Source organism: Microbacterium sp. KHB019, assembly GCF_037285405.1.
GTDB lineage: Bacteria > Actinomycetota > Actinomycetes > Actinomycetales > Microbacteriaceae > Microbacterium.
In genome coordinates this window covers 551,367-571,417 of record NZ_JBBDHF010000002.1, presented here as the reverse complement: position 1 = coordinate 571,417, position 20,051 = coordinate 551,367, and the positions used below count along the sequence as shown (strand labels likewise).

Sequence of the window (20,051 nt, the reverse complement as noted above, 5' to 3'; positions counted from 1 at the left end):
CATCCATTCTGCGCCGAGTAGAGGACGAGAACTGACCTCTACTGCTGTGATCGTGGGTCTCGGCGACCGCTCGGTCGTCGGCAGGTTCCACAACAGGAGAGAATCATGACCCTCACGACCACCACTCACCTCAACTTCCGCGGCGTCGCTCGGCATGCGCTCGAGTTCTACCAGTCGGTGTTCGGCGGCGAGCTCACGGTCGCCACCTACGGCGACTTCGGGATGCCGGCCGGCGTGCCCGGCGCCGACAAGGTCGTCTTCGGCAAGCTCACCGGCGAATACGGCATCCGTCTGATGGCCTACGACATCCCTGGTCAGGACGACGAGGACGCGTCCGCGACGGCGGGGTCGACGCGACGCGAGAACGGCGTCACGACCACCGATCGCACGTTCTTCCAGTCACTCGACGGCGGCTCGATCGAAGAGATCACGAGGTACTGGGAGCGCCTCGTCGAGGGGGCCGTGATCATCGAGCCCCTGGCGGCGTCCGCGTGGTCGGCTGGATTCGGGATGCTCACGGATCGTTTCGGCGTGACATGGGTGCTGGGTGTGACGGCCGAGTAGGTGACAGCGGAGTAGGTGGTGTCGGGGTGTCGCCTCGTGCCGTCTGAACGGGAGTTCAGCGTCGCGAAGCGACACCTCTCGACTGAGCGTCGAGCGTCGAGTGCGCCGGATGCTACCGTCGCTCCGCTTCGGCGACCGTCCTGCCCTCGTCGAACCGTGCCTTCGCCCGGTCCTGGCGTCTGCCGACTTCGACCAGCTCCGTCGCCTTCGGCAGTCCCATCTCACGCGTGGAGACGTAGATGCTCTCGGCGCGCTCGACGAGGAATGTCTCGTGCCAGACTCCGACGGTCCCTGGGGACTTGCGGGCGGCCTGGTTGAAGGCGGTCCATGCCGGGCGGTGCTCCTGCGATGGAGCTGAGGCGTATGCGTACAGCTTGTCGACCGACGACCAGTACTGCACGACGTACGGACCTCCTCGGCCGAAGAGGAGCTCGTAGCCCAGGAAGCCCGAACCGTCGTCCTGCGACAGCTCGCGCAGCATCCGGGGCATTGCGAAGAATGCGGGCAGCCAGACGTCCGGCCGCCACCAGCGGTTGATCTGCATCCCGATGTGGAAGACGACAAGCTCGCCCTCGTAGTGATGGGTCATGCGGCCCATGATGACCTTCGACATGATGTCCTCCGTTTTGGATAGCGTCACTATCCATAATGGATAGTGCTACTATCGATGTCAAGAGGTGACGATGAAGATCTCAGAGCTTTCCGCCACGACCGGCGTCCCGGTGCCGACGATCAAGTACTACCTGCGCGAACAGCTTCTGCCCGAGGGGGAGCGCAGCGCGCCGACGCAGGCCTCGTACGGCGAGCGGCACGTCAAGCGACTGGGCGTGATCCGCGCGCTCGTCGCTGCCGGGGTGAGCATCGCCGAGGTGCGCCGCGTCCTCGAGACGCTGGACAGTCCGCCGGCGAGCGCGCATCTTCTGCTCGGGTCCGCACACGCGGCGATCACGCCGCGGGTCGATGACTCGCTCGACCTTGCGGCCGCGGAGGATCTCGTCGCCGGGCTCGGCTGGACGCCTGGCCTGTGCGATGAGGCGCTGCTGCAGGCCGTCGCCCGAGCGCTCGACGGTCTGAAGGCAGCCGGTTTCGAGATGCCCGCCGAGGTCCGGTCGGCGTACCTGGACGGCATCCGCAAGATCGCTGATGCCGAGGTCGCCGGCGTCCCGACGTCTTCGCCCGAGGCGGCGGTGCAGTACGTGGTCCTGGGCTCTGCGCTGGTCGAGCCGCTGCTTCTCGCGCTGCGGCGCGTGGCGCAGCAGGTCGCGTCGGCTGAGCGGTTCGGGGATGGTTCGACGCTTCGGTGAGGTGGCGCGACCCGGGCGGTGGCGTCAGCGCCGTGCGCGGTCGACGACCCGCCAGGTCGCGGGCAGCAGAGCCGCCATCGCGACGATCTTGACCGCGTCGCCGATGAGGAACGGAACGACGCCCAGCGTCAGTGCGGCGAACAGGTCGACGCCGAGGAACGCGGCCAGCCACGGCACGCCGAATGCGTAGATCGTGAGCGAGCCGAGGGTGGCAAGGCCCAGCGTCGTCCAGACGTTCCGGTCGGAGCGACGGCGGGCCAGGATGCCGACGAGCAGAGCTGCCGCGACGTAGCCGAGGATGTAGCCGAACGAGGCGAAGGCCCAGCCCGCGGAGCCGTTTGCGAAAAGTGGCACCCCGATGATGCCGAGTGCGAGGTAGAGGCCGGCGCTCGCGCCGCCGCGCAGCGGTCCGAGCGCGGCTCCTGTGAGCAGCACGGCGAAGGTGGCCAGCGAGATCGGCACCGGGGTGAACCACAACGGGATGGCGATGTAGCCCGCGACCGTGATGAAAGCCGTGCCGGCGAGCGTCAACAGCACGTCGCGGGCGAGCGCGCTCCGGCGGGAGTCGGTGCGGATGAGGTCAGCGAGCACGGGCACGCGACCGATGCGGGCTGCGGGTGCGGACATGGGTTCCTCCTGGACGACGTAGTTGAGAACAGCGTTCACCTGAACACCGTTCTATTGAACACTGTTCGGTACAGTAGCACTATGAATGCCGCGCCAGCATCCGCCCGCAACGACAAGAGCGCCGTCCTCGCTGCCGCCATGCGCGTGCTCGCTGAGAACGGTCTTCCGGGGCTCTCGATGCGTCGCATCGCCGATGAGCTCGACGTGCAGGTGAGCGCGCTGTACTGGCACTTCCCGAACAAGCAGGCGCTGCTGGCCGCCGTCAGCGCGCGGATCGTCGGCGACGGGTCGCCGAATCCTGAGATGGATGCCGTCGCGCGAACCCTGCGCGACCGCCTGCTCGCGCATCAGGACGGTGCCGAGATCGTCTCCAGCTCGTTCGCGCTCGGCCTGCTCGACCTTCCCGCACGAGCCGATCTGGTCAGTGCGGCCCGTGATCTCGGGCTCGACGACACGGCTGCGGAGGTGGCCGCCGACACGGTCGTGCACTACGTGATCGGGTACACGTTCCACGAGCAGCAGCAGGTGCACGCGGCCGTCGTCGGGGCGGCGGATGCTTCGGTCGACCTGTCGCCGTCCGACGTCGGCGATCGCGAAGACGACTTCGAGGCCGGGCTAGCCATGGTCCTCGCGGGGGTGCGAGCGACGGCATCCGCTCGCCGCTGACGACGGCGGGCGAGCGTCCGGCGCACTAGCCTCGAGAGGTGTTCGCGATCGCTCTCAAGTACGCCCTCATCGCCCTCGTGTTGGTGATGGTCGTCGGCGGGATCTGGTGGGCGGCCAAGCATCCCAACCGTTCGAAGCACCATCCGCGGCGGCTTCGGATGCCGATCTTCATCCCGATCGTCGGCTGGCTGCTGCTGGTCGTCGGGTTTCTGATGGTGCTGGTCGCGTTCAGCGCAGACGGAGATGCCGACGGCGACGCCGACCTGCTGCCGATGCGCATCGCAGCGGTCGCAATGTTCGCCGGCGGGCTGCTCTTCCTGCTCATGTACCGCAACTGGTACGTCGAACCCGATGTGGACGAGGTGCGCTTCCGCACGATCTCCGGACGCGAGCGCGTCATCGTCTACGCCGACATCACCGACCATCGGACGTACGAGGCAGGCGGCCAGCCGCGACTCGAGGTGCGCTCGGCGTCGGGTGTGAAGCTGGCGATCAATCCTCGGATCTACGCGGTCGAGCCGCTGTTCGACGCGATCACCTTCCGGCAGCGCGCCGGCCGCTGGCCGCTGCGCGGCGAGGCGCGGTAGTCGGCCGAGCGCGCCAGCCTGTATGACTTTTGTAGGTTCTGAGCGCTCAGAACCGACGAAAGTGATACCGCACGCGGCAAGACCGGGAGCGTCAGGCCGGCGGCCACTGCGGATGCCGCGCCACCTCCACCCGCGCGGTGAGATCAGCCACCACGCGGGAGCCGTCGGTGACGAGCCCGAGAGTGCGCGCCAATTCCAGCGCCATCAGCGCGTGACCCGCCGCATTCGGGTGGAACGCGTCGTCGAGCAGACCCCATGGCATCCCCTCGTTGCCAGGACCCGTGCCGGTCGAGAACTCGGCGAACGCCGCGAACTGGTCCACCAGGAGGACCTCCTCCGCCACAGCCACCTCGCGCATCGCCTCGGCGAACTCGGCGAGTCGGGCCCGATCCGGCGCATGCGCCAGGTCGGCGAACGGCGGCGTCTGCAGCACCGGAATCGCCCCCAGCCCCCGCACGCTGGACACGAAAACGGTGAGGTCGGCGGCGAACTCCGCAGGCGACACGACCGGATCGACCCACACCGTGGAGCAGTCGTTCGTGCCGATCATGAGGGTGACGACATCGGGGTTCCAGGTCGCGACGCGACGGTCGAAGTCGTCCAGGACGAGCGGAATGCGCCAGCCCGAGATCGCGGTGTTGATGACGGCATCCTGCACACGCCCGAGATCACCACGGATCAGCTCGTGCAGATGATCGACGTAGTTCCGTGCTCCGCGCGTGTGGAGCAGCCCGCGGGTGATGGAATCGCCGGTCATCACCCACGTCGCCGGTCGCCCGGAGGCCAGCAGGTCGTGCAGCCTGGAAGCGTCGTTCATCCGCCTACTTTCAGCTCGACATCGATGAACCGCGGACGGTAGATCGACGCGTCGTCGTATACGTCGCCGACATTGTCGAACGTGTTGACGTTGTACGTCACGAGGAGCCGGTTGCCCTTGCGCATGTCGGGATGCTCATGCGCGTTGTAGGTGAAGACGTCGGCGTCTCCGTACGAGCCGAGCGCCCCGGTCTCTGGCGTGCGGTACAGCTCGACCGGCTCCGAGAACGGGCCGATGGGCGAGCACGAGGTGCGCGCCACGATGCGGGTGCTGAAGAGTTCGGAGGTGTCCTGCGTGATCATGAGGTACCCGTCGCGGTACTTCGCGACGCTGAACTCGTTCGCGACGTACGGTGTGACGGGCACGGCATCCGCCTCCTCCGCCGACCAGCCGGTGCCGTCCCAGAACGTCCAGTCACCGGCCAGCCCTGAGCCGTCCGTCGTCCGGGCGACGTGCGCCGAACGGACGCCCTCGATGTCGGTGATGCCGTAGATGTAGGTGGTGCGGCCCTCCTGCAGCGTCCAGGAACCCCAGTTGATGCCCGTGGCCGACGGCAGGTCGGCGATCGACTCGAGCTGCAGCGTGTCGCCGTCGAGCGTGGCGAGCCTGTTCGCGCTCCATCCCCAGTCCCACTGACCGGTACCGGTACGGGTGAACTGCAGCAGCGGCACCTGCACCGTGTTGTGCTTGCCCGTCGCCGGGTCGCCGATCCAGTACCAGCGACCGTCGTCCTCCGGCGGCACGATCGCCTCCGGAGCATCCGCCGTTCCGCCCGTCACCGTCTGCATGCCCTTCCGGGTCTCGACGACGATCGAGTTGTTCACGAAGGCGGAGTCGGTGGGCCGCGAGCCGTCGGGGTTGACGGTGCCGAGGAACGTGTCGGAGAAGAACCAGCCGGTCTTGCCGCCCTTCAGTGGCAGCGAGTACGTGCTGTCGGCACCCGTCCACGCCCCACCGGTCTCGGCGTAGGTTCGGAACTTGTCCGTCAGCGGCTGGTCGACGGATGCCGTCGCCGTCAGCGTCTTGCCGGTCAGCGAGCACTGGCCGTGCCCGTGCCCGTGGCCTGCCGGTGCGATGGTCGCGCTCGCGGGTGCCGCGATCAGCGCGCCGGCCAGCATGGATGCCGCGGCGACGGCGCCAGCGATCGTTCTGATGTTCCTCATGACCACTCCCTTGTGTTCTGAATTGTGTTCCGAATCGTGTTCTTATCCCTCTGAGCTCGTGCTGAATGAGTTCGGTCGGTTATGAGCTTCCAGAACCGACGAAAGTCATCCCGCCTGGGGCAGAACCTGTCCGTCAGCGCGCACGTCGTACGTTGCGTCTCCGACGCGGAGGCCGCGGAGCACCGCCGACGAGTCGAGCGCGGCCACGCATCCGGCGGCGGAGACCCTGCCGTCCAGCGCGATCGACACCCCGAACAGCGACTCGATGACGAGCTCGATCCACGCGCCGGACGACGAGCACGCCCAGTCGGTGATGTACGGCAGCTGCGGCGGGGCCTTGCGCGCTCCGCCGTTCAGGCCGGGCACGGCCTCCTCCACGAAGTGCGCCTGCCCCATCGGGCCCTGGTTCGCGGTCTGCGCGAGGCCGGAGATCCAGTCGGTGAGCACTCCTGGCGCTCCGAGCGCGGCGAGGGCTCGCCCGGCATCCGCCGGCCAGGCCGGATACGCGCCGTTCCACTGGTGATCGGGCCGCACGCTGTAGCTGGCATCCGGATCCCAGGGCGAGAGAGCGCGCATCCAGTTGTCGGTCTGCAGCTCGCGCTGGAAGAACTCGACCATCTCGGCACGGATGCCGGGCGTCAGGTCGGCGGCGATCGTCGTGCCGACGACGCTGAAGTCGTAGCAGTGCCGCACCGGCAGCATCGTGCCGTCGGGCTGGCCGGCGGCGAAGATCCCCTGCCCGGGCAGGTAGCGGGAGATGACGGACGGCAGCAGGTCGTCGGCCGCGGCGCGGAGGGTGGATACCGCGGCATCCTGCTCGTGCCCTTCCGAAGCGTGAAACTCGACGAGCGACGCAGCCGTGCGCATGTTCCAGACGTTCGCGGCGTTGAGGCTCGCGACCTCGTGCGTGTACGAGCTCACGCACTCGAGCAGGTTGTCGATCTCGCCGTAGTCGGCGAGATCCGTGTCGTGGCGCAGCGCCTTCCACGCCGTCGCCCACTCCTGCACCGACTCCGCGACGGTCGCATCTCCGACTCGTTCCGACAGGAAGCCGACATCGCCGGTCAGTCGTACGTAGTCGTTGACGAGCCGGATCATGGCGTAGTCGTTGACCGAGTACCAGCGCCCGACCGGGCCGCCCGTGATCGACGAAGTGCCGAAGTGCGAGTGGATGTCGAGCGAGATCCAGTGCAGGATCTGATTCCGCATCTCGGCCGGGTCGAGCAGCGCGTGGCTGACGGAGCTCAGGCTGTAGTCCCAGATGAACGTCGTCGTGCCCCAGTAATTGGGCATGAGCGTGTCGTACGAGCGGCCGAGTACGTTACCGTCCCAGTCGCGGCGGAACCAGATGAGGCCGAGGGCGGCCCACCAATAGATCCGCCGCAGGGGTTCGGATGCCGTGTCCAGCACTGGCAGCGCACCCGAGAACTCGCCGTCGTCCGGCGTGAAGGCCGCCGCGAGCTGCCGGTTCCAGAACTCCTCGGCCGACGCGACAGCACCAGGCACGTCCGCTGCGACCTTCGCGTACGTCCGGCGCGCGGCATCCGCCGAGGTGCCGATCGCGTGCACGTAGCCGGTCCGAGCAGACCCGCCCGCCGGCACGTCCAGCACCACCGTGAGATCGCCGCCGCGGCCGTTGCCGCCGATGCCGATCTCGAACTCCGCAGGCAGCGCCGCCACCCCGCTCAGCGCTGCCTCCCCCTCGGCCAGTCCCTGCACGCTCCACGCCGCGGCATCCGCCGACGAGAACTCGATCGTGCTGCCCTTGACCGTCGCGGCATCCGTTCCGGAGGGCGATTCGGCATCGAGCCACGCGTCCGACGACCGGGTGACGCGTGCGGCGGCCGACAGGCCGATGGTCACCGTGCGCGCCGATTCCGACGAGACCACGATGTCGATCGCGACGGCCATCGACCCCGGCACGCACGCCGTCGTCGTCTCGATCGTCAGGGCGCCGAGCTCAGCTCGACGGACGACGCGGTCCGGGCGCCACTCGTGCGTGACCGGCACGCCGTACGACGCGAACAGACGCCCGTCGACGAACAGCACGGCGGTCTGCGTCAGCCCCTGTGAGACGGGCGGGAACTGCACCGCGGAGAGCGCGGTGAGGTCATGGTCGACACGGACGGTTCCGAGCATGTTCGTGAGCCCGGCCGGCGCGATCATGTCGTCGTACTGGTGGGTGATCGGGTCGGCGGCGAGATCGTCGACCGTGGGGATCAGCGGATTCATGGTGCCTTTCACACGTTTACGAAAGAGTGCGTCAGTACTGGCCGAGGGCCAGTCCCTTGTTGAAGAACTTCTGCGTGCAGAGGAACAGAACGACCGTCGGCAGTGAGACGATGACGGCCGCCGCGAGCACGGTCGACATCTGTGCGCCGCCGTACGTGCTCTGCATGCCGGACAGGGTCGTGACGATCGGGCGGATGTCGTCCGACTGGCTGAGCGTGAGGCCCAGCAGCAGGTCGTTCCAGACGAACGTGGCCTGCAGGATGAAGATCGCCACGAGCGCGCTGGATGCCATCGGCAGGTACATGCGCGTGAAGATCTGCCAGGTGGTGGCGCCATCGAGAACAGCCGCCTCGAACGTCGAGTGAGCGACTCCGGTGAAGAAGTTGCGCATCACGAACGCTGAGAACGGTATCGAGATGACCGTGTAGATGATGACCATGCCGACCCGGGTGTCGAACATTCCGGTGCGGGAATATGCGTCGAACAGGGGCAGCAGGATCATCTGCAACGGGAACACCGATCCGCCGAAGATCACGACGAACCACGTGAATCCGTGCTTGAGCCGCAGGGCGACGATCGCGAAGCCGGCGGCGGCTCCGACGAGCACCGCGATCGCCGGCGAGACGATCGAGTAGATCAGCGTGCTGACGATCGAACTGCCGAGCCCCGACAGCTCGAAGGCGGCGGCGAAGTTCTGGAAGAGGTGGAAGTCGGTGGGGATCCACGACTCCTTCGAGGTGAAGGTGAGCGGGTCCTTGGCCGCGTTGACGACGAGCAGGTAAGCGGGCATCAGCCAGATGAGGCCGAGGATCATGAGGATGCCGTAGCGGAGGGTCTTCATGTCAGAACTCCTTCTTCGGCGACAGTTGCTGGCGCAAGTACGTCACCGAGGCGACGAGCGTGATGACGGTCAGGAACACGGCGATCGCGGAGCCCAGGCCGTAGTCGCTGTTCACGAAGGTCTCCTTGTACATCGTCAGCGCCAGGGTCTCCGAGACGGTTCCCGGTCCGCCCTTGGTCATGCCCCAGACGATGTCGAAGGTCTTCAGGCTCGCGACGATCGAGAGTCCGACGACCACGGCGGTGAGCGGACGGAGCATCGGCCAGAGGATGCTGGTGAACAGGCGGATGCCGTTGGCTCCGTCGATGCGGGCGGCCTCGAGCGGCTCCTTCGGGATCGCCTGCAGCCCGATCGTGAACAGCAGCGCGTTCACGCCGACGCCCTGCCATGCGGCGGCGATGATCATGACGACGGTGTTGAGCGGAGCATCCAGGAGCCAGCGCGGCGGATCCAGGATGCCGAACACGGCGAGCGCCTGATCGAGCGCGCCGCCGGAGGACAGGATGAACGACCACACCACGCCGACGCCGATGCCCGACAGGGCGTAGGGGATGAGGAAGGGCAGGCGCAGCCAGAGTCCGCCGCCGAGGTTCCAGGTGAGCAGCGCCACCGCGAGCCCGATGCCGACCGGGATGATGAGCGTCCCGACCACCCACAGCACGGTGTTCAGGGCGGAGGTCAGGAAGTCGCCGTCGGTGAACATCTCGACGTAGTTGTCGAGGCCGATCCAGTCGGGGCTGCCGAGCCCGTTGTAGTCAGTGAAGCTGAGGTAGACCGTCCACAGCAGCGGCAGGTAGAGCAGGACCGCGATGAGCAGCACGCCCGGGGCGATGAAGCCCCGGGCGGACCACTGGTACGGCGTCTTCTGGTGCGCCATCCGACCCGTTACTCCTGCTCTGCCCAGTACTTGTCAGCCGTGGCCTGGATCTTCTCCAGGAACGGCATCGGGTCGCCGGGGTTGGCGTTGAAGGCGCCGAACTGCTCGATCGCGGTGGTCACGATCTCGGTCGGCATCGCCTCGAAGAAGCGGTCGTACAGCTGGTAGTCGTCACCGGCGATCTCGGTGCCGAGCTCTGCGAGAGCGGGATCGGCGACCTCGGCCTTGGGGTTGAAGGCGACGTCACCGTGCGCGGCGTTCCAGGCGGTCTGCGCGCCGTCCGACATCCACCACTCGGAGTACGCGAGGCCGAGGTCCTTCTGCGAGGAGCTCTCGGCCACGCAGATCGGGCCGGATTCGACGGCGACCGGCGTCTTCTCGAGATCTCCGTTGACCGCCGGGATCGCGAACATGCCGTAGTCGTCCGTGCTCATTCCGGCGCCGGCGAGGTTGCCGGCGAAGAACGTGCCGAAGTTGATCATGGCGAAATCGCCCTGCTTGAGCGCGACGGCCGGGTCGGTCGTGCTTCCCGGATCGCTGAACCAGCCGTCCTTCTGCTCGTCGAGCCACAGGTTCATGACGTCGACGATCTCGGGGTCGGTGTACTTGACGTCGCCCGTGGTGAGTCCCTCGTACAGATCGGGATCGGTCGAGGCGACGAGGTGCTGGAACCACTGGAACGTGAAGAGCGTGCTCGTCTGGTAGTACGGCGTGACGCCGGCGTCCTTGAGGGTCTCGGCTGCGGTGTTCAGCTCGTCCCAGGTGGTGGGCACCTCGATGCCGTTGTCGGCGAACGCGGCCTTGTTGTAGAACATGATCCAGTAGGCGATGTTCATCGGCACGCAGTACTGCTTGCCGTCGAAGGTGTAGCCGGCTGCGAGGTCTTCGCTCACCCACCCCTCGTCGATCGCCTTCTTCCAGATGTCGGTGGTCTCGGCGATCAGGCCTTCGTCGACGAGCTCCTTCAGCGACTGGCCGGTGTGCCAGGTGAAGAGCCCTGGGGACTTGCTGGTGCGGAACGACTGCTTGATGAACGCGTCGTACTGGTTGGCGTCCGAGTAGCCGGTCGTCTTCAGGTCGATGTCGACATCGGCCGAGCTCGTCTCGTTGAGGGATTCGAAGTCGGGCTTCCACGCGGCCTTGTCCGTGTAGAAGTTGAGCGTGCCGGTGGTCTCTCCACCGTCTCCGGACCCGCCGGTCCCGCCGGAGCAGCCGGCCAGGGCTGCTCCGGCCACGACCAGGCCGGTGATGGTGATGGCGATCTTGCGTCGCGAGATCATGGGAACTCCTTTGTTCTGGATTGCTGGTGTCGGTGTTTCGGGTCAGTTGTCGGTCGTGCGGGATCCTCGGACGTACGCCTTCACGGTGGCGAGGCGGTCGCTGCGCGTCCGCTCGGTGCGCTCGATCCGGTAGGCCCCGACGGACGCCGGGATGATGAACGTCTCGGCATAGTGCACGATGAAGGGCTCGAAGGTCTCGGACGGGCTGACCACGCGCGCTTCATCGCCCTCGACGAGGTTGATGACGTTGACGGTTCCGTCGGTGTCATGGTCTGCGCCCTGGGTGAACCAGTGTCTGCGGGTCTCGATGAACTCGAGCGCGTGCAGGCCGGTGCGCTCCTCGATCGTGTCGCCGGTGCGGCTGATCTCTTCGACCTGGTCGATGAGGTTCTCGTTCACCCAGTCGGTGTCGCGGTCCCACTGAATGTTGCGGGCGCCGTGATCGAGGTGGACGGGCCGCGGGATGCCGTCGAGCCCGACGCGGCCCCAGTCCCAGAGCTTGAACGTGAAGATGAACGGCGTGGCCGAGATCTCGAGCACCATCGAGTTCGCGCCGGAGCAGTGGATCGTGCCCGAGGGGATCGCGAAGTGGTCGTGCTTGCGGGCCGGGTAGGAGTTGATGTACTTCTCGGCGGGGAAGGGCGTCTCGCCCTGCTGCGCGGTGGCGAGGTCTGCGAGCATCGCATCCTGGTCGATGCCGTTCTTGGTGCCGAGGTAGACGACAGCGTCGTCACCGGCATCCAGCAGGTAATAGCTCTCGTCCTGCGTGTAGGCCATGCCGAACGTGTTCTGGATGTAGTCCGTCAGCGGGTGCACCTGCAGGCTGAGGTTGCCGCCGTCCATGGTGTCGAGGAAGTCGAAGCGGATCGGGAACTCCGCACCGAAGCGTGCGAACGTCTTGGCGCCGAGCAGGTCGACCGGCTGGGCGAAGACGAGGTCGAGGGAGGGGATCTCGATGACGCCGCCTTCGTCCGCACCCGCGTCGCTCTCGAGCAGCAGCGAGTTCTCCTCCGGAACGCAGTCGAAGCACCAGGCGTAGTTGTCCTTGGACGGGTCGAGGCCGATGAGCGACTTCATCCACTGGCCGCCCCACACGCCGGGGTCGAAGAACGGCACGACGCGGAAGGGGCGAGTGGCGGCATCCTGCAGCGCGATGCGGAACGCGTCGCCGGTGATCATGCCGGCCTCGGGGGAGTCGGCGTGCGGCTCGGCCGGGGCGATGGCGTTGCCGTCGACGACGAAGTCGAGGGTGTCGAAGAGGGAGCGCTTGTGGCGGTCGGCGACGCGCCATTCGACGAAGAAGCCGCGCTTGTACTTGCGGAGGATGTCTTCGTCGGCGTTGTCGGCGCGCCAGTTGGTGGCTCCTGCGCGCAGGCGCAGCTGGATCTCCCAGCGGGCCATGTCGACGAGCACCGTGGTGCTTCGCTCGACGCGGTCCGCCAGGAGTCCAGCACCCCAGCCGACCACGATCGTGCGGTCGGTGACGCGGCCGGCTAGCTTGTCGAGCCTGCCGGCGTCGTAGAAGTCAGTGAGGGTGAAGTGGCTCATGACGCCGAAGACGCGGTCGTCGGTGAGGTTCGGGGCGATCAGCTGCTCGATCTCCACAACAGGGCGGGCGGCGTCCTCGACGTCGACGATGGTCCAGTCGGGGAGGGCGTCGCGCAGCTGCGCGGTGAGCGCCGGGATGTTCACGCCGGGGTAGGTGTCCACCAGCAGGGTCGTCGCGTTCTGGGCGGCGGTCTGCCAGGCGGCGGAACCGCGGAGGATGCGCTCGCCACTGGGCAAGGGAACCGTGGGCTGGGTGTCGTAGCGGCCGCGCTCGGTGTGTCCTTCGTGCATGTCGCTGATCGGCGTGCTCAATTCATCTCCTGGTGTCGCGGGGTGCGCGCAAGGGCGCTCAGCCCTCGCACGACGGAGTATTCGGGTTCTGGGGGCACGACGAAGCGCGGTGGGGTCATCGACGGCCAGAGGTGTTCGCGCACGTAGGTCTCGATCGGGGCGCTGACGGCGTCGCCGGCGCGGAGGATGCCGCCGGAGAGGATGACGACGCGCGGGTCGTACATGTGGCAGAGCGTGACCACGGTCGCGCCCCAGACCTGCAGGAATTCATCTCGGATCTCGGCGTGATCGTCGGACGTGAACAGTTCCTTGACCGTTGACGGTCCATCGCCCTGCGGGTCGTTGAGCGAAGGAGGCGCACCCGCCGCAGACGAAGCGCGTCGAGCGAGCGGAGCGAGTCGAAACGTACCCTCCTCCCGCAGTGCCCAGCTCGACGCCAGCGCCTCTCCGCAGCCGACGTTCCCGCACGGGCACACCGGTCCGTGGAGGTCGACGGTGGCGTGGCCGCCGAGGATGCCGGCGTGGCCGGTGACTCCGCGCAGCGGGACGCCGTCGATCATCGCGGCGGTGCCGATGCCGGTGCCGAGGGTGACGAGGACGGCGTCGCGCTCGCCGGATCCTGATCCGGTCGAGGTCTCGCCGATGAGCGCGGCGCGCGCGTCGTTCTCGACGACGGCGGGGAGCCCGAGGTGTTCTCGCACCCATTGCTTCAGGTCGAAGTCGTTCAGGAACTCGTACTTGTCGTTGGCGCGCAGCATGCGGCCGGATGCCGGGTCGACGACCCCGGGGACGGCGATGCCGGCCGAGGTCGGGGTGCCGCCCGCCCGCTCGATCAGCGCGTGGGAAGCGGTGACGGCGGCGTCGAGGTCGGCGGTGCTGCCGGTGACGGGGATGCGGTCGGATGCCAGGATGCTGGCGCCCTCGATGACGGCGAGCTTGATCTCGGTGCCACCGAAGTCGATGCACAGCTCCATAACCGCACTCCCGTCTGATTGATTGGTAACGTTACCAACGAGGGCAAGGGGTGTCAACACCTTTCTGGCTCGTCGTGTGCTGGGGTCGTTGAGCGAGGCTCAGCCGAGTCGAAACCGCCCGCCGCACCGCTCCTAGCGCAGGTGCATCCGCAGCTGCACCGGCAGCTCGACTTCCCGTGCCGCTCCGCCGTCGCCCTCGGCATCCAATCGATCCAAGAGGAGTCGCGCGGCGGTGCGTCCCAGCTCTCGCGGATCGTGGTCGATGACGCTGATCGGCACGGGTGAGAGCTCGGCGAGCTCGAAGTCGTCGAAGCTCATGATCTCGGGATACTCCGACGCGGGCTTCAGCCCAGACCCGAGCTGGCGGCTGATCTCCTTGAGCGCGCCGATGGCGTTCCGGTTGTTGGCGCAGAAGAGTGCGGTGGGCGGGTTCTTCATCCGCAGCATGGCGCGGGTTGCTTCGCGGGCCTGGTCGACGGTCTGCTGCCCGGCGGCGACGAGCCTCGGGTCGATCGGGATGCCGCGCTCCTCGAGCGCACGGATGAATCCCGCGTGTCGGCGCTGACCGGTGAAGATCGAGAGGGTGTTGCCGAGGTAGCCGATTCGCGTGTGGCCGGCATCGATGAGCGCCGTGGTTCCGCGGTGCGCGCCGTCGTCGTCGGCGAGGACGACGCTGTCGGCATCCAGTCCGTCGATGCGGCGCGACGCCTGCACGACCGGGACGCCCTGTGTCTGGGATGCCGCGAGATGGTCGGGCTCGGTGCTCGCCGGTACGACGATGAGCCCCTCGACGCGGCGGCCGAGGAAGTCGCTGACGAGCGCGTTCTCGCGGGCGGCATCCTCCGACGTGTTGCCGAGCAGGATGCGCCGGCCGGTGAGTGCGGCCTCCTCCTCGACGCCGAGCGCGAAGGTGCTGTAGTACGGGTTCGCGATGTTGGTGATGGCGACGCCGATCAGTCCGCTGGAATGGCCGGGGCGGATGCTGCGAGCGTTCTCGTTGCGGTGATAACCGAGCTCTGCGACGGCGGCGAGGACGCGCTCCTGCACGTCGGGTTTGACGTTGAGACCACCGGAGAGCGTGCGGGAGACGGTCATCGGGCTCACGCCGGCGTGCTGCGCGACCTCTTTGATGGTCGGGCGATGTGCCCGTGCGCTCATTGCCCGCCTCCAGCTTCGTCAAGGGAACGTTATCAGGGCAGCGCTGGGGCCTGAGTGCCCTGTGAGGCGCGAGGGTTACCCTGTCGCCCATGAACACGGATGCTTCGACGATCAACGATGACGGCGACTCGGCAGGAAGTTCCGCTGATGAGGACTTTCTTCGGCAGGCGGTGAATCTCGCCGTGAAGAACGTGGCGGATGACGGGGGACCGTTCGGCGCGGTGGTCGTGCGCGACGGGGAGGTGATCGGCACCGGTCAGAACCGCGTGTCGAGCGATCACGACCCGAGTGCGCACGCGGAGATCATGGCGCTGCGCGCGGCAGGGCAGCGCATCGGCGACTTCTCGATGCAGGGTGCGACGCTGTACTCGTCGTGCGAGCCGTGCCCGATGTGCATGGCCGCTGCTCTGTGGGCTCGTGTCGATCGCGTCGTGTACGCCGCCGATCGCCATGACGCCGCTCGGGGTGGGTTCGACGATCTGGCCTTCTACCGGATGTTCGAGTCCGACCGCTCTGAGTGGACGGTGCCGGTGGAGGCGATGCGGGTCAGTGATGCGGATGCGCCGTTCGAGCGCTGGTTGAGTACGGCGTCGCGCACCGAGTACTGAGGTGCCGGAGCCCCGCGTCCGGCCGGGGGTCGCAATACGTCGCCAAGGCGCGCGTTTAGCGACCACCCGCGACCCCTCCCGTATGGGTAGGCGCCTGAAACCCGGCGCGGGGTCGCAATGTGTCGCCTGCGCGGGCCTTAAGCGACCACTCGCGACCCCTCCTGCAGGGATGCGACCCCCGGGGCCGGCGCAGGGGACGCAAGTGTCGCTTGGGCGTGCGTGAAGCGACGAAACGCGACCCCCTCTCGAGGGGTCGGTGCTGCCGCGCGGGCTCGCGTAGGGCGGCCACTCCGGCATCAGCCCTATGGCTGCCCTACGGCTTCGTGTCGTCGTGGTGCACGATGCGGCTGAGCTCGATGGCTCCGCCGGGCAGCTCCCAGTAGTGCAGGCGCCGCGCGCCAGGAGTGTTCTGCTCGATCGCTGAACGCCAGCACTTCGATCCGTCGGCGCGCACTATGTACGAGTCGTCGCCGCCCTCGCCCGAGCGCAGTCGGTGCAGCTCGCGCGCCGGAATCTCGCGGTCGCGGCCGGTGACGGCATCGACGCACGCGCGCACGGCCTTGGCCAGCTGGTTCTCATCGAGCGCCTCGAGCGACGCGATGAAGTCCGCCCCGAAGGTGTACTCCCGCAGCGGCCAGCGTTCACGTTCGCCTGGTGCGGTGCGGTTACCCCACGTGCGTTCGATCTCGATCCGGATGCCCTCGGGCGTGGCATCCACATGTGCCCGTTCGGCGGCACGACGGGCATCACGCAGCGCACGCCCGGCCTCGCGGCGGTCTTGCGCTGCGTCGGCCAGTTTCGCCTCCAGCGACGCGCGCTCTGCACGCTCGTCGGAGAGCATCCTCTGCAGCTGCTGGTTCTCGGTGCGGAGCTTCGCCAGCTCCGGAGCATCGGATACCGCACCGGATCCGCGCGCGACGAGATTGGTGAGAGCGAGCAGATCACGCCGCACGGCGGCCACTTCGCTCGACAGGGCACCCAGGTCGTGGCGGATCGCGGCGTCGACGGATGCCGGGACCGGCGCAGGCGCCGCGGGCGTCAGGTGACCCGCGGTGGACACGTCGACCCCGGCCCCGCCGAGTGCGTGTGAGGCGCCACCGGTTTCAGCAGTCCCGGCCGCGGCGGCGTCGGAAGCTCCGCTCCCGGAGGTGGTTGCACCCTCGGACGCACCCACTGGCGCGCTGGTTTCGCGTCGCCGTCCCTCGCTCAGCCACGCCGGACCTCCGGTGACGAGCGCGAGTGAGGGAACGAGCGGTGCGTCAGGATCGGCATCCGCGTAGCTGAGTCCGATGCCGGCGGGGGTGCGGCGCACCCGGACGCGGACGACATCGCCGACGTGCAGCAGGTCGGTGATGGGTCCTTCGTCGACGTCGACGTCGCGCCGGCGGAGGACGAACGCCTCTCGCGGGTGCAGCTGCACGGTCGCGCGCAGATCGGTCACCTTCACGACCAGCGCGAGCGTATGTGAGCCGTCGGCGAAGGTCGACAGGTCCGCGTTGAGCGGTTCCGGGTGCAGCTCGTTGCCTTCGAGGATGCCGCCGACCGGGCCGCCTTCCACGAGCGCGCCGATCAGGGGGATGGTGGGCGGCAGAAGGTCGTCGGTCGCCGTGACGGTCGCGCCGTCGTCGAGACGGATGATGGCGCGGGTACCGTCGGCGACGAAACCCTGGACTGTGCCGCTGGCGTGACGAACCTGGGTCGGGCGGGCCGATTCGACCGTGCGTCCGTGCGTCTGGGAGAACACGTCGTCGATGAGGTCGTCGGTGTCGGCGTGGCCCGGGAAGCGGAGATGCGAGCGCGTCCAGTCGGGCGCCGAGCCGAAGTCCGGCGGGTAGGAGCGGGCGGCTCCGCCGAAGGCGTGCGTCTTAGGCGGCATGAGGTTCTCGAGGTCGCGGCTGGCGGTGCCGGTCTCGATCGTGACGATGTCGGCGACGCCGTCGAGTTCAGCGCGGAGCCTGGTCAGGTCGAAGGCGAAGAGGCCGTCGGCATCCGTCGAGACGAGGACGAGCGGTTGCTCACGCGAGCCGAGGATCCGTGCGGCGAGCGCCTCGACCTCGGCGGCGGTGCGGACGTCGGCGAGACTCATGGGTGCGAGTGTAGGCGAGGTGTTCGAGGAGATGGCCGGGGCGCGGCGGGCTGGCCGATCACGCTTATCGGGCTAGCGTCGCGTCAGGCCCATGTCCGCACGGCGTCGGGTCCTTGCCTGCGCGGCGAGTCCGGCCCGGATCCGCGCATCGCTCGAGCCCTGTCAGATCCGTGGCCGCCTGTGCCCTGGCGCCACCCGTGCCGGGGTGAGAGCCGCGCGCCGCCCGCTGGGGGCATGAGTCGCGTGCTCGCGTGGCCGCCGAGCCCCACCCGAGTGGCCGCCAAGCCACGCCCGTGCACTGCACGAACATCGCCAACACTTCCAGCCCCGGCTCACCCAGCCGGGCGGAATCTTCGCGACGGTGGATCGATCGCTGCCCATGCGTATGTGAGCGGAAGGCTTTTCTGCAGCAGGATCGACTCCGCGCCGAACCTGTCGCCCGGCGGATGGAGGACGAAATCGTCCTTCCCGTTGCGCGTGATGCGCCATCCGTGGTGGTGCAGGTTCATATGGTGGAACCGGCACAGCAGAATCCCGCGATCGATGTCCGTCCGGCCGCAGTCGGCGCTCCACTCGTCGATGTGGTGCGCCTCGCAATAGGAAGCGGTACGGTCGCACCCTCGCCACATGCACCCGCCGTCGCGCACGGCCAGCCCGATGCGCTGTCGGGACGTGAAGAGTCGCTGTTCTCGCCCGACGTCGAGCGGGTTACCGCCGCCGTCGACGGTGACCGGAACGTATCCGCTGTCGCAGACGTGCTGGTCGGCGACGGCTCCGGGCAGAGTCGTCAGTCCGTCTTCGGCGTGGGCCATCGGCTCGTCGACGACCCGCACGAGCCGCACGCCGGCCTGCCGGGTGCCGAACACGGTTTCAGCGTCGGCCAGCGTGCCGGTCCGCACGACGTCGAAGAGCAGGTCGTACGTGAGCTGATCGTTGGTCCGCTCGTCCGCTGTGAGATCGGCCGCACGCTCGCGTTCTGCCGAGTCGACGAACCGCGGTCCACCGCGCCGCGGCCGCATGGCGTTGTCGCGCAGGGTCTGCGCTTGCAGCCAGCCCTCGTCGTCGAAGAGGATCGACCCCCGTCGGTTGCCGTCAGCATCCATCCAGAGCCGAAAGCTGCGGCGCTCGTACCGCTCCAGGAACCGGCGCTTCGCGCCCTCGGGATCGAGCCGATCGCGCACTGAGCGCGCGGTCTGCCGCAGCTCATCCAGCGACACCTTCGCCGCTTCTGCGATCAGATGCTCCGCCGCCAGCGCCCAGGTCTCTGCCGCAGAATCAGCAGACGCAGCAGGATCATCCTCCACAACTACGGGCTCGCCAAGACCCTGACGGATCGCGTCGCTCTGCATCGCAGTGATGGTCTGCGCCGACAGTGCCACGCTCAGCGCAGCATCCCACGCCGGCACCAAAGGGGCAGCGGAACCTTTAGCGACCGGCTCAGGCACGCTCAGCAGGGACTCACCCACGCGCACCTTGCGCGCAGCATCCGCCTTGCCGGCACCCGTGAGCTCCTGCACGAGGGACAACGCCGTGCGATGCCCGCGCGATTGCGCGAGGCCTGACTGCCCGGCATCCCGCGTCGAACGCGTCGCGATCACGCCGACGGCCGCCACCTGCGCGAGTTCGGCGCAGCGCATCAGCGCGGCCGCCGCCTCGGCGACCAACACAGCATCCGCGTCGCTCAGCAGAGCCGCCCGAGCCGCGACATCCTGCGACTCGACGTCCGCCCCGAGCACCGCGACCAGCGCTGTCGCGCGGTCGGTGATCTCGGCTGCGAAGGTCATGATTCCAGTATCGTGAGGGTCCCCGACATTCGTATGAAGTTACGAACAGGGTGCCGCACGCACCGGATGCCGAGTACCGTGTGCGCCATGGACGACGACCTCTTCGACCACGCGCGCGGCATCGTCGACAGCATCCGGTATGTCACGCTGGCGACCGTCGATGCCGAGGGCAACCCCTGGAGCACGCCGGTCTACTTCGCGGCGGATGACGGTCTGGAAGCGTTCTACTGGATGTCGGCGCAGACATCGCAGCACTCGCAGAACATCGAGGCGCACCCTGCGGTGAGCCTCGCGGTCTTCGACTCGACGGTGCCGCCCTACTTCGGGCGCTGCGTGTACGCGAGCGGTCTCGCCGAGACGCTGACCGGCGACGAGCTGCGGCTGGCGCTCGACGTCTATCCGGGGCCGCAGGAGCGCGGCGGATCAGCGGTCGCCGAAGAAGACGTAACGGGCGCCTCAGCATGGCGGCTGTACCGCGTGCGGGCCTCGGCGCTCTGGGTACTGTGTCCGCGGGAGCCGCGCCAGCCGTGCGAACGGCACGGTCGCGCCGACGATCATCGAACCCGATTGCGCGGCGTGGAGCGGTAGTCGACGCCGCCGCATGCCGGGCTGGATCAGTTTCGCCGGTTATGCGCGCTCAGAAC

The 20,051-nt window shown here is 68.0% G+C and carries 19 protein-coding genes; 6 read left to right on the top strand and 13 right to left on the bottom strand.

Annotated elements, in window-relative coordinates:
- Positions 1 to 105: 105 nt before the first annotated feature.
- On the top strand, positions 106 to 564 hold the full coding sequence (locus KHB019_RS09095; protein WP_337458749.1) for a VOC family protein: 459 nt from the start codon (positions 106 to 108) through the stop codon (positions 562 to 564).
- 112 nt (positions 565 to 676) lie between these two features.
- Here the strand turns inward: KHB019_RS09095 and KHB019_RS09090 are convergent, their stop codons facing one another.
- Positions 677 to 1,177 (bottom strand): DUF4188 domain-containing protein, encoded by a 501-nt coding sequence (locus KHB019_RS09090; protein WP_337458748.1) that lies wholly within the window; start codon positions 1,175 to 1,177, stop codon positions 677 to 679.
- Positions 1,178 to 1,247: 70 nt separating this feature from the next.
- Here KHB019_RS09090 and KHB019_RS09085 point away from each other — a divergent pair, with 70 nt between their 5' ends.
- Entirely contained in the window at positions 1,248 to 1,868 is a 621-nt protein-coding gene (locus KHB019_RS09085; protein ID WP_337458747.1) for a MerR family transcriptional regulator, read from the top strand.
- A 24-nt stretch (positions 1,869 to 1,892) separates the two neighbouring features.
- Here KHB019_RS09085 and KHB019_RS09080 read toward each other — a convergent pair whose 3' ends face one another.
- On the bottom strand, positions 1,893 to 2,495 hold the full coding sequence (locus tag KHB019_RS09080) for a biotin transporter BioY (RefSeq protein ID WP_337458746.1): 603 nt from the start codon (positions 2,493 to 2,495) through the stop codon (positions 1,893 to 1,895).
- An 81-nt stretch (positions 2,496 to 2,576) separates the two neighbouring features.
- Between KHB019_RS09080 and KHB019_RS09075 the strand changes: the two genes are divergently transcribed.
- Both KHB019_RS09075 and KHB019_RS09070 read left to right on the top strand, forming a co-directional pair.
- Positions 2,577 to 3,161, top strand: a complete 585-nt coding sequence (locus tag KHB019_RS09075; RefSeq protein ID WP_337458745.1) for a TetR/AcrR family transcriptional regulator — start codon at positions 2,577 to 2,579, stop codon at positions 3,159 to 3,161.
- Positions 3,162 to 3,199: 38 nt separating this feature from the next.
- Positions 3,200 to 3,748, top strand: a complete 549-nt coding sequence (locus KHB019_RS09070) for a hypothetical protein (RefSeq protein ID WP_337458744.1) — start codon at positions 3,200 to 3,202, stop codon at positions 3,746 to 3,748.
- A 91-nt stretch (positions 3,749 to 3,839) separates the two neighbouring features.
- Here KHB019_RS09070 and KHB019_RS09065 read toward each other — a convergent pair whose 3' ends face one another.
- The 9 genes from KHB019_RS09065 to KHB019_RS09025 form a co-directional block, all read right to left on the bottom strand.
- Complete coding sequence (locus KHB019_RS09065; RefSeq protein ID WP_337458743.1) at positions 3,840 to 4,565, bottom strand: SGNH/GDSL hydrolase family protein; 726 nt, start codon at positions 4,563 to 4,565, stop codon at positions 3,840 to 3,842.
- A complete protein-coding gene (locus KHB019_RS09060; protein ID WP_337458742.1) occupies positions 4,562 to 5,728 on the bottom strand; it encodes a DUF4185 domain-containing protein in 1,167 nt (388 codons plus the stop codon). Before KHB019_RS09060 ends, KHB019_RS09065 begins: the two co-directional genes overlap by 4 nt.
- 105 nt (positions 5,729 to 5,833) lie before the next feature.
- Positions 5,834 to 7,960 carry a hypothetical protein gene (locus KHB019_RS09055; RefSeq protein WP_230101880.1) on the bottom strand — a complete coding sequence of 709 codons (2,127 nt, stop codon included), beginning with the start codon at positions 7,958 to 7,960 and terminating at the stop codon, positions 5,834 to 5,836.
- Positions 7,961 to 7,991: 31 nt separating this feature from the next.
- Entirely contained in the window at positions 7,992 to 8,801 is an 810-nt protein-coding gene (locus KHB019_RS09050) for a carbohydrate ABC transporter permease (protein ID WP_230101879.1), read from the bottom strand.
- 1 nt (position 8,802) lies between these two features.
- Entirely contained in the window at positions 8,803 to 9,678 is an 876-nt protein-coding gene (locus KHB019_RS09045) for a carbohydrate ABC transporter permease (RefSeq protein WP_230101878.1), read from the bottom strand.
- Between the two features lie 8 nt (positions 9,679 to 9,686).
- The gene (locus KHB019_RS09040) at positions 9,687 to 10,958 is read right to left on the bottom strand and encodes an ABC transporter substrate-binding protein (protein WP_337458741.1); all 1,272 of its coding nucleotides are present in this window, start codon (positions 10,956 to 10,958) and stop codon (positions 9,687 to 9,689) included.
- Between the two features lie 42 nt (positions 10,959 to 11,000).
- On the bottom strand, positions 11,001 to 12,818 hold the full coding sequence (locus tag KHB019_RS09035; RefSeq protein WP_337458740.1) for a class I mannose-6-phosphate isomerase: 1,818 nt from the start codon (positions 12,816 to 12,818) through the stop codon (positions 11,001 to 11,003).
- Positions 12,815 to 13,771, bottom strand: a complete 957-nt coding sequence (locus KHB019_RS09030) for an ROK family protein (protein WP_337458739.1) — start codon at positions 13,769 to 13,771, stop codon at positions 12,815 to 12,817. The genes KHB019_RS09035 and KHB019_RS09030 overlap by 4 nt, the downstream gene beginning before the upstream one ends.
- Positions 13,772 to 13,903: 132 nt before the next feature.
- Entirely contained in the window at positions 13,904 to 14,929 is a 1,026-nt protein-coding gene (locus KHB019_RS09025; protein ID WP_325471073.1) for a LacI family DNA-binding transcriptional regulator, read from the bottom strand.
- Between the two features lie 89 nt (positions 14,930 to 15,018).
- Between KHB019_RS09025 and KHB019_RS09020 the strand changes: the two genes are divergently transcribed.
- On the top strand, positions 15,019 to 15,537 hold the full coding sequence (locus KHB019_RS09020) for a nucleoside deaminase (RefSeq protein ID WP_337458738.1): 519 nt from the start codon (positions 15,019 to 15,021) through the stop codon (positions 15,535 to 15,537).
- A gap of 313 nt (positions 15,538 to 15,850) precedes the next feature.
- On the opposite strand, the gene KHB019_RS09015 is transcribed toward KHB019_RS09020, so the two are convergent.
- Complete coding sequence (locus KHB019_RS09015; protein WP_337458737.1) at positions 15,851 to 17,623, bottom strand: hypothetical protein; 1,773 nt, start codon at positions 17,621 to 17,623, stop codon at positions 15,851 to 15,853.
- 332 nt (positions 17,624 to 17,955) lie between these two features.
- Positions 17,956 to 19,407 carry an HNH endonuclease signature motif containing protein gene (locus tag KHB019_RS09010; RefSeq protein ID WP_337458736.1) on the bottom strand — a complete coding sequence of 484 codons (1,452 nt, stop codon included), beginning with the start codon at positions 19,405 to 19,407 and terminating at the stop codon, positions 17,956 to 17,958.
- Between the two features lie 87 nt (positions 19,408 to 19,494).
- Here KHB019_RS09010 and KHB019_RS09005 point away from each other — a divergent pair, with 87 nt between their 5' ends.
- Positions 19,495 to 19,995, top strand: a complete 501-nt coding sequence (locus KHB019_RS09005) for a pyridoxamine 5'-phosphate oxidase family protein (protein ID WP_337458735.1) — start codon at positions 19,495 to 19,497, stop codon at positions 19,993 to 19,995.
- Positions 19,996 to 20,051: the final 56 nt, after the last annotated feature.